This is a genomic window from Streptomyces herbicida, assembly GCF_032656585.1.
Lineage (GTDB): Bacteria > Actinomycetota > Actinomycetes > Streptomycetales > Streptomycetaceae > Streptomyces > Streptomyces herbicida.
This window is the reverse complement of record NZ_JAUYWJ010000009.1, coordinates 362765-372026: the sequence shown is the minus strand read 5'-3', so window position 1 is coordinate 372026 and position 9262 is coordinate 362765. Positions and strand designations below refer to the sequence as shown.

7 protein-coding genes and 1 tRNA gene are annotated in these 9262 nt (G+C 70.6%); 1 reads left to right on the top strand and 7 read right to left on the bottom strand.

Annotated features, from left to right (window positions below; translation table 11 throughout):
• Positions 1-304 precede the first annotated feature (304 nt).
• The 7 genes from Q8A52_RS21240 to Q8A52_RS21210 form a co-directional block, all read right to left on the bottom strand.
• On the bottom strand, positions 305-1489 hold the full coding sequence (locus Q8A52_RS21240) for a flotillin family protein (RefSeq protein ID WP_316754251.1): 1185 nt from the start codon (positions 1487-1489) through the stop codon (positions 305-307).
• Between the two features lie 11 nt (positions 1490-1500).
• Complete coding sequence (locus Q8A52_RS21235) at positions 1501-1752, bottom strand: hypothetical protein (protein ID WP_316754250.1); 252 nt, start codon at positions 1750-1752, stop codon at positions 1501-1503.
• Between the two features lie 304 nt (positions 1753-2056).
• Positions 2057-2278: a hypothetical protein gene (locus Q8A52_RS21230; RefSeq protein WP_316754249.1), complete on the bottom strand. Its 222-nt coding sequence runs from the start codon at positions 2276-2278 to the stop codon at positions 2057-2059.
• A 108-nt stretch (positions 2279-2386) separates the two neighbouring features.
• A complete protein-coding gene (locus tag Q8A52_RS21225) occupies positions 2387-3811 on the bottom strand; it encodes a Cys-Gln thioester bond-forming surface protein (protein WP_316754248.1) in 1425 nt (474 codons plus the stop codon).
• 261 nt (positions 3812-4072) lie between these two features.
• Positions 4073-4543: a single-stranded DNA-binding protein gene (locus tag Q8A52_RS21220; protein ID WP_316754247.1), complete on the bottom strand. Its 471-nt coding sequence runs from the start codon at positions 4541-4543 to the stop codon at positions 4073-4075.
• 218 nt (positions 4544-4761) lie between these two features.
• A complete protein-coding gene (locus tag Q8A52_RS21215; RefSeq protein ID WP_408649228.1) occupies positions 4762-6654 on the bottom strand; it encodes a GTPase in 1893 nt (630 codons plus the stop codon).
• Positions 6655-6918: 264 nt separating this feature from the next.
• On the bottom strand, positions 6919-8526 hold the full coding sequence (locus tag Q8A52_RS21210; RefSeq protein ID WP_316754245.1) for a dynamin family protein: 1608 nt from the start codon (positions 8524-8526) through the stop codon (positions 6919-6921).
• Positions 8527-8846: 320 nt separating this feature from the next.
• On the opposite strand from Q8A52_RS21210, the gene Q8A52_RS21205 reads away from it, so the two are divergent.
• Positions 8847-8922 (top strand) — tRNA-Arg (locus tag Q8A52_RS21205).
• Positions 8923-9262 lie beyond the last annotated feature (340 nt).

Sequence of the window (9262 nt, the reverse complement as noted above, 5' to 3'; positions counted from 1 at the left end):
TGGCCGCCGAGCTGAACGGCCGCCCACGCAAAACGCTCGGCTGGGAAACCCCAGCCGAGCGCCTGCATAAACTGCTCGCGGCCTGATCAACACGACCACGTGTTGCAACGACCCCTAGAAAGCGCCCCCGCGGCGGGGCCTTTTGCCTGGTGCCCCCGGCAGGATTCGAATCTGCGACACCCGCCTTGGGAATTTTTGCAGGGAGGGGCTTTGGCCTGCGCAAACGTTCAGTGCAGCGGGTCCGGCCCGGGAAAGCACGCCTCAGTGTGCCGACTCTGCACGGGAGCACACCTGGTCGCGGCCCCTAGTCGATGTCCACCGGACCGTCGTTCGACTTCTTCCCTTTGCTGGTGGGCAGCTGGAGCAGGCTGTTGCTCTCGCTCTCCCCGGCGCGGTGGCCGTCGGTGTCCTGGCCGTTCAGATTCTGTCGGACCGAGTCGAGGATCGTCAGGCCCTGGGACACCAGACCGGCGGCGATCTCGCCGAGGCCGTCCGCACCGTTGAGGACGTTGACGTTGGCACCCGCGAGGCCGCCGGCGGCCTCCTTGACGATCTGCGGGAGCTGGTCGATCAGCATCCGGTCGAGCGCGACCCGATCGTACGAGGCAGCCGCCTCTGCCTGGATCTTCATCCGCTGCGCCTCGGCGGCCGCGAGGATCCTGACCCGCTCGGCCTCGGCCTCGGCGGGCTTCACGACCTCGGCCACCAGCTGCTGCTGGCGCAGCTTGGCCTGGCGCTGTGCCAGTTCCGTCTGGGCGGCGAGCACCTCCTGCTGGGCGTGGGCCTGTGCCAACGGTCCGGCCTGCCCGGCCTGCGCCTGGGCACGGTCCACCTCGGCTGAGTACTCGGCCTTGACGATGGCGGTCTGCCGGGCGTACTCGGCCTGCTTGCGGGCCGCCGCCTGTTCCGCCTCGACCGCGGCCTGGGTGGCCTGTGCCTGGGCGATCTGCGCCTGCCGCTGGATGGCCGCCTTGTGCGGCGCGGACATCGCGTCGATGTAACCGGTGTCGCCGTCGTCGATCGACTGGATCTGCAGCGAGTCGACGATCAGACCGATCTTCGCCATCTCGGTCTTGGAGGTGTCCAGGACCTCCGCGGCGAGCTTCTGCCGCTCGGTGACGATCTCCTCGACCGTCATCGAGCCGATGATGGCCCGCAGGTGACCGGCGAAGATCCGGCCGGTGAGCACCGACATCTGCTCCTGGTCGGAGAGAAACCGCTGGCCGGCGTTGATGATGCTTTCGTGATCGTTGCCGACCTTGAAGGCGATGACCGCCCGGACATGCAACGCGATGCCCTGCCTGGTCACACAGGTCTCGGTGACCTCGGACTCGCACATGGAGAGAGTGAGGAACCGGACCTTCCGGAACACCGGCAGCACGAACTTCCCGTGCCCCGTGACCACTCGGAACGGCGCGCCCCCCAGTCCCCGCCTGCCCCCCGAGATCAACATCGCCTCGTCGGGAGCGGGGACGCGGTATCCGAACATGCCTGTACTCCTCAGCCGGCGCCGGCGGTGTCCCCGCCCAGCGCGTCCAATGGATCCACCCACTCGATGACGCCGACCTCGCGGCATCCACGTGATTCGATCACGAGCACCGTCGTGCCCACGGGCAGGGGGTCGTCCGACCAGGCGAGGAAGGTTTCGGAACCGCCTCTGACGCGCACCAGGACTTCGCCGGGGCCTGTGGAACCGCGAGTTCCGATGAGTACCTTCCCCGTGCAGCCGATCACGGCCTCGTCCTGCGGCATCACCGGCCGTCCTCCTCTTCCTGGCCCCATGATTCCGACGATAGACCCAGTCCGGCCGGGACCCAACGGGCGGGAGGACTCGGCCTGCGCCACCGGGACGCGGGGCCCGGCGGCGCCCCCGGACCATGCCTGCGCCGCAGGTCGGGTGGCCGTCAAGCGGCCAGCAGTGCTCTTGGACTGTGCGCGCGGTTGGTGGGCAGGAGCGCGTGACGACGCCGATGGCCACCAGGCATGCCGACCGGCGCACCTCCACGGCATCCGGCAGGTAGACACTCACCGGAGACGCGACCCGGCGCCCATGGGCTCAGTCCAGGCGCGTACCCCGCTCACTGAGGATCTGGAGAATGCAGGCCCGCTCGTCAGCGGACAGCGGGCGCCCGTCGTCCCAATGCGCCACGTCAGCGCGGTACACCGCGAATTCCCAGTGATCCGCGCGGTTCACGATTGGTTCGTCGGTGATGGTCGCGGTCTTTCCTGCGGCGATCAGCTTGACCTCGTACGGAGTCGTCTGCTCAACGTCGAACACATTCCACTCCCTTGGGAGGATGGTCTGGGCTGTCACACTCACGCCATACGGCTCGTGCCCTACCGCTGGTGCCGTACCGCTGGTGCCGTATCGCCCGTTCCGTACGGCTCAGTCCCCTGCCGGTGTCTCCCGCTTGCGGAGCAGGACGAGGGCCGCGCCGCCGATCACGACGAGGGCGATGGCCACGCCCGCGATCACGGGGGTGGCGCTGGTGCCGCCGGTGGCGGCGAGGTTGGTGCCGCCGGAGGTGCCGCCCACCGAGGCCGGGCTCGGCTCGCTGAGGGTCTGGGTGGAGTCACCGCCCGCGCTGCCCTGGGTCTTGCAGTCGAGGACCCCGCTGAAACGCTGCTTGAAGCCGTTCGGCCCGGTGATCGTGAAGTCGTAGGCCTGGTCCTCCTGCAGCGGGATGGTCACGGTGCGTGAGGTGCCCGCCGGGATGGAGTGCTCGGTGCCCATCAGCTCGAAGGTGAAGGGCTTGTCGCCCTTGTTGGCCGCGGTGATGTCCACGCTGCCCGCGACGCAGTTCTTCCGGGCCGACAGCGCGGGTATCGCGCCCTTCTCCGCCCAGGTCGCACTGGCCGTGGCGGAGACCGTCGACTCGCTCGAGCCGGCCAGGATCTGGGTCTGGCTGCGACTCTCAGAGGCGAAGGCGCGGCCGACCGGCACGGTGGTCGACGCCTGCACGGTCAGTCCGGCCGTGCCGTCGGCGGCGTCCTCGGGGATGTCGAAGAACAGCCGGCTGCCGTCCTTCGCCGAGGTGATGACCTTGCCGGTGCTGTCGACGATCCGGACACCGCTGGTGGCCGCGTTCGCCGGCGGCGTCACCGTCACCGCGTGTGCATTGGTGTGCACGGTGACCGGTCCGACCCGCTCACCGGGGCGGCCGGAGACCGCGGGCGGGTCCAGGGTCAGCGAGGCCATCGGCTCGCCCAGGTCGCGTGCGCTCTTCTCGAGGTAGTCGGCGAGCTTCTCGGCCTGCGGGTCGACGGCGTCGACGACGGCTCCGTCCGAGTAGCGCCAGATGGCCACCTGGGTGCCGGCCGCGGCGTCCTGTTCGGTGAGGCCGGTGACGCCCGCCCGCTTGGCGAGTGCCGCCAGGTCGTTCACCTGGGGGTAGGAGTTCTGCAGGATCCAGCGGATCTTTCCGGCGGCCTTGTTGGTGCCCAGCGAGGTGCTGCTCCAGGGCGCCTCCTGGTACTTGGCGTCCTTCTGCGTGGGGTTGTGGATGTCGACGCAGTACGTCTGCAGGGTGCCACCGCCCTCCACCGACATCTCGAACAGACCCGCGGCCACCTTGAGGTCGTTGCCGTCCTCGTGGACGACGGCCTCGCCGTATGTCTTCAGGCCCTCGATCGTGGCGGTCGCCCCGCCCTGGTTCTGCGGGGTCCCCTCGGCGGCGGCCGCGCCGGCCCCGGCCAGCACACCGGCGGCCGCGAGCGCGGACACCAGCGTCGCCGCGGCGAGGCGGGCCGTACCTCGTCCACGCGCGGACGGCGCGGACGTCCCAGAGAGCCCAGAGAACGCAAGATGCACGGAATTCCCCTTCGAGCAGGACCCTTTGACGTGGGGGGTGCGGGTCCTACCAGCAGAATCAGCAGCCCCGAGAGCTACGCCCGGCATCCTAAGGATCAGGCACACCAGGCTTGCCGGTCCTATCGTCGGATGACCGATCCGAATCGGAATCGTTATCGCGACGACGGTCCGCGAGCAGGGCTTATCGACAAATCCACCGGGTCGTTCGGAGCGCATTCATCGATAAGCCGCAGTTCGGTCAACCGGCCAATGTGGCTGACATCACGTCACGGCGGCAGGCTCCGCGTGCTGTTGTGCCGTGGTGTGCGCTGGCTCGCCCGTCGGCGTCTCCCAGTTGGGCTCCGGCCGCGGCGGCGCCGATGCCGTCTCGGGTTTGGCCGTACGGCGGAAGACCGCGGTGCCGCGCGCCAGGTCATGGCCGATCGCCACCGCGTCGATGTCGGCCGAGGCCCAGTTCTGCTGCCCCTCGCGCGCCTCGGTGCGCACCTTCAGCCTGCCCTGGACGACGACGGGTTCGCCCACGTTCAGCGAGGCCGCCGCGTTGACGGCGAGCTGGCGGTTGGCCCACACCGTGAAGAAGTTGGTGTGCCCGTCCGTCCAGACGTTCTTCTCGCGGTCCCAGTAACGCGACGTCACCGCCATCCGGAAGCGTGCCGACGGGCCTGAAGGCAACTCCCGGTACACCGGCTGCGTCGCCACGTTGCCCACCACGCAGAGCATCGTCTCGTTCATCGTGAACCCCTCCCTCGCCCGGGTCTCCGACGCCGGGCCGGCATGCGTACGGGCCCGTCCCGTACGGCTGCGTCTGCTGCCGCGACCGCTTTCGTCCTCCGTCGCGATCGCCGCAGAGCCAGACTGCCTCCGTCGGGCCGGGCCCGCTGAGCGCTGTGGACCACCGGCTTCCTGTGGAAAACGTCGCCACCCCGACGAGTGATCCACATCCTTCGAACTCACCCCACGGCGGTTCCAGCCCTGGTCACCCGCACGTACTGCTCCCGTACCTCCCGATACCGCAGCAGTTCCGCGGCCAGTGGATCGAGCACCCTGGCCCGGCCGCAGCCCGCGGCCGCCTCCCGCAGTCGCCGCTCCGCCTCCTGGCCGTACCGCCGTGCCGGCCCGCGCGCCGCCATCCGGCACCCCCACTCCACGAGCGGCCCGCCGACGATGCCCGCCAGCATCAGCAGCACCGGCAGCGCGAGGTTCGGCGTCAGGACACCCGCGATCTGGCCCACCAGCCACAGCCCGCCGATGATCTGAAGGATCGTCATAGACGCCTGGGCCAGTACGGCCGCGGGCCACCAGCCCGGCCGCGGCGGTCGCCCCGGCGGCAGGCCTGCCCGCGCCGCCAGGTCGTCCAGCGCCTCGGGCAGGCCCTGGGACCCTCGTACCGCCGCCTCGCGCACCGCCTGGGCCCAGGGCGCCGGCAGGCCGGCCGAGGCCCGTTCGGACACCGTACGGACCGCCTGCTCGACGCGCTGACGTGCCGTCGCCTCCTCGTCCGCCTGTGCACGCAGGTTCAGCCGCCCGGTGGAGGGCTCGCTGTGGCCCTGGTGCCAGCGCCACAGCCGGAGCCAGGGTGTGCCGCAGGCCCGGTTGGCGTTGCGCAGCCAGGCACGTTCGGCGGCCTCGCCCGCAGCGGTGGCGCCGACCGCCTCCGCGAGCCGGGCGGAGAACTCGTCCCGCGCCTCCTCGCTCAGCCCCGTGCGGCGGCCAGTGGCGTAGACGGGCAGCAGCCGGTCCGCGGCCGAGTCCACATCGGCCGCGATACGACGGGCCGCAACCCCGCGCGCCGACACGAACTGGCCGAGCACCTCGCGCAGTTCGCCGACGCCGTCACCGGTGAGCGCGGACAGCGCGAGCACGGTCGCGCCCGGTTCGCCGTGCTCCCCCAGGGCGATCCCGTCCTCGTCGAGCAGCCGCCGCAGGTCGCACAGGACCTGATCGGTGGCCTCGCCGGGCAGCCGGTCGATCTGGTTGAGGACGATGATCATGACCTCGGAGTGGCCGGCCATGGGCCGCAGATAGCGCTCGTGGAGCATGGCGTCGGCGTACTTCTCCGGGTCGACGACCCAGATGACGGCGTCGACGAGCTTCAGGATGCGGTCCACCTGCTCGCGGTGCTGTACGGCCGCCGAGTCGTGGTCGGGCAGGTCGACCAGGACGAGCCCGCGCAGCTGTGCCTCCGCCTCCGGGCTCTGCACCGGACGCCGGCGCAGTCGTCCGGGAATGCCCAGGCGGTCGATGAGACTCGCCGCGCCGTCGCTCCAACTGCAGGTGATGGGAGCGGCGGTGGTCGGCCGCCGTACTCCCGTCTCCGAAATCGGCACACCCGCAAGCGCGTTGAACAGCTGCGACTTGCCGCTCCCGGTGGCGCCCGCGATCGCGACGACGGTGTGCTCTCCGGAGAGCTTGCGGCGGGCGGCCGCCTCGTCGAGGACCCGGCCCGCCTCGGCGAGGGTCCGGCTGTCGAGGCGGGTACGGGAGAGACCGACCAGTTCGTGCAGGGCGTCGAGGCGGGAGCGGAGCGGGCCGTCGTACGCCAGGGAAGCCACCGGTTGTGTCCCGGGGGGGCGGGTCTCGACGAGGGACGCCTGTTCGGCGGCGGCCTCGGTGACACGCCGTGCGATGAGACCGTCGTCCCAGACTTCCGGTGTGTCGGCACCGGGCGGGGCGGAGGAGCTGGAGGGGCGCGGGTCGCTGTCGCCGCCCTCCGCTCGCGCGTGCTGTGGCTTTGTCGCGCGCCCGGCATCGGGGGCAGTGTCGGGCTTGCCGCCGGCGGCGGCCGCGTCAGGGACGGCGTAGGTGTGGGCGCCGACTGCCGCGGAGGTGCCCTTCTTGAGCAGGGCGTTGCCCCGTTCCTCAGTGTTGCTGGTGTTTTTGGTGTTGCTGGTGTTTTTGGTGTTGTTGGTGTTCTTGGTGGCGTTGGTGTTCTTGGTGGCGTTGGTGTTCTTGGTGGCGGTGGTGGCTTCGGCGCCTTCGGTGTTCGATACCCCCGCGTCCCCGGTGTGACCGGCGTGCTCGATGCGATCCGTGTGTTCCGTGTGCTCCCTGCGTTCAGGGTGTTCCGGGTGGTCCGTGTGGTCCTGGTCAGTGATGGCGGTCACCGGTCACCTCTCCTTCTGCAGTACGGACAGCGCGGCGATGAGTTCGGCCTGGAGTTCGGCGTGGACGTCGAGGGCGTCCAGCGGGGCGAGGCGGCGTTCGCGTTCGGTGTGCATGACCCGGTCCAGGTGCTCGTTGAGCAGCCGCCCGGCACGTTCGCGCAGCCGCATCGCACCGTGGACGCCGATCCGCTCGGCGAGTCCCTCACCGGCGGACCGGGCCCGGTGTGCGCCCAGCAGCGCGGTGGCGGCCAGGGTTGCGACGATCTCGGCGTCGGGCGCGAGACTCCGTTCGATCTTGCGCACCTCGTCCTCGGCGTACTCCTCGAGCTCGCGCCGCCAGCGCCGTACGGCCAGACCGATGCGGTGCTCGGCGCTCTCCAGGGACGGATCCCGCTCCGCGAGCCCGGGCGCGCTCGCGGCCGGCTCCCGCCGCCAGGCCTGGTCGACGCGCTCGTCGGCGGCGGTGACGGCGCACAGCATCAGCGCCGCCAGGCTCTCCAGCAGGGCGTCGAGCAGCTCGCTTGCGGTGCAGTCGAGGGGAAAGGCGCGCCAGCGCTTCAGGGCGCCCCCGGCGAGTACGGCACCGGCCTGCAGCCGCCCCCGTACGCGCGTGTGCTCGCTGTCGTACGCCGCGTCGACGGCGGAGGTGAGCCGCAGCGCGGCGGCGTACTGGGCGGCGGTGGCGCCGGCCAGTTCGGGCAGCCGGACCTTCAGCGACTCGAGGACCCCGTACGCCGTACGCGCCAGGGCGTGCTGCCGGGCGCCGGGATCCTGCGCCATGTGGACGAGCCAGCTCCGCAGCGAGGCCACGGCGGTGGCCGGCAGCAGTCCGCCGCCCCAGGCCGATTCGGGCAGCTCAGGCACGGTGAACCGTGGTACGTGGCCGAGGCCGGCCTTGGTGAGCAGCGCGCCGTACTGGCGGGAGACCTCGGCGACGACCTGGTGCGGCACCCGGTCGAGGACGGTCACCAAGGTGACGTCGTACTCCTTGGCGGTGCGCAGCAGATGCCAGGGCACGGCGTCGGCGTACCGGGCTGCCGTGGTCACCATGACCCAGATGTCGGCGGCGCAGATCAGTTCGGCGGCGAGGACGCGGTTCTGGGCGACGAGGGAGTCGACGTCGGGCGCGTCGAGCAGGGCGAGGCCGCGCGGGAGGCTCTCGGCGGTCTCGATCCGCAGCACGCGCGCGGGGTCCTCACCCGGGAGGAGCAGGTCGTCCCCCGGTTCCTGCTGGGGCACCCACACACGCGTGAGGTCGGGCAGCACCCGCATCCCACTGAACCAGTGATGGTCCTCCGGATGGCACACCAGTACAGGTGTCCGGGTCGTCGGCCGCAGCACGCCCGCTTCGCTGACCCGGCGCCCCACGAGGGAGTTGACGAGGGTCGACTTGCCGGCCCCCGTGGATCCCCCGACGACGGCCAGCAATGGCGCTTCGGGTTCTCTCAATCGGGGCACCAAATAGTCGTCGAGCTGTGCGAGCAGTTCGTCGCGGTTGGCACGCGCGCGTGGGGCCCCCGCCAGAGGCAGCGGGAAGCGTGCGGCGGCGACACGGTCGCGCAGGGCGGAAAGTGTGTCGAGCAGCTGAGGCCGTACGTCCAAGGTCACCACATGCGAAGAATGCCCAATTTTGGGGGAATTCTGAAGCATATAGACATGTCTGCGCGCCGACGGGACACATCGGACGGAAGGGATGACTGGGACGCGGGCACAGCGCAGGCATAACGAGTGCACAACACCATGTGCGCGAGACGCCAAAAGCGGTGCACGATTCGTACCTGCCTGCGATTATCAGGACCGCTTCACCGAACCTCCACATTGAGCCACGGAGGCGAAGCAACAGGGACAAGGATCCGGGAGCCCTATCCTTGTCCCCGGCAACGTCACGGATCAGCCCACACCCGGGCAGCACGTACGAGGCCACCACACCGGCCCCCGTAGCTCAGTGGATAGAGCAGGCGCCTTCTAAGCGCTTGGCCGCAGGTTCGAGTCCTGCCGGGGGCGCCACCCGCCGCCAGCAAAAACGCCCCAGAGGGAATCTTCCCTCCAGGGCGTTTCGTGTCTCTGACGGCAACGCTGATGGCAACAGCCTCGTCACTCGTCGGCCAGCAGGCTCCCCAGCCGATCAAGGCACCCGGCTGCGCGCCGCTCCGCCGGGCGCGCTTCCCGGCTCCGCTCCGCGCGACGCTCCTGCCTTCGGCCCGCTCCGCGCGCGCTGCGCCGACGCGCGCCCACATATGGACAGGGCTCGGAGGCCATGAGTCGATCACCGCATAGCGCGGCCCGCGGCCAGAGCATGCCTCCGACGGGGACGCTCAGGCTCCGGGATGGACGGGGCGCCGTTCGC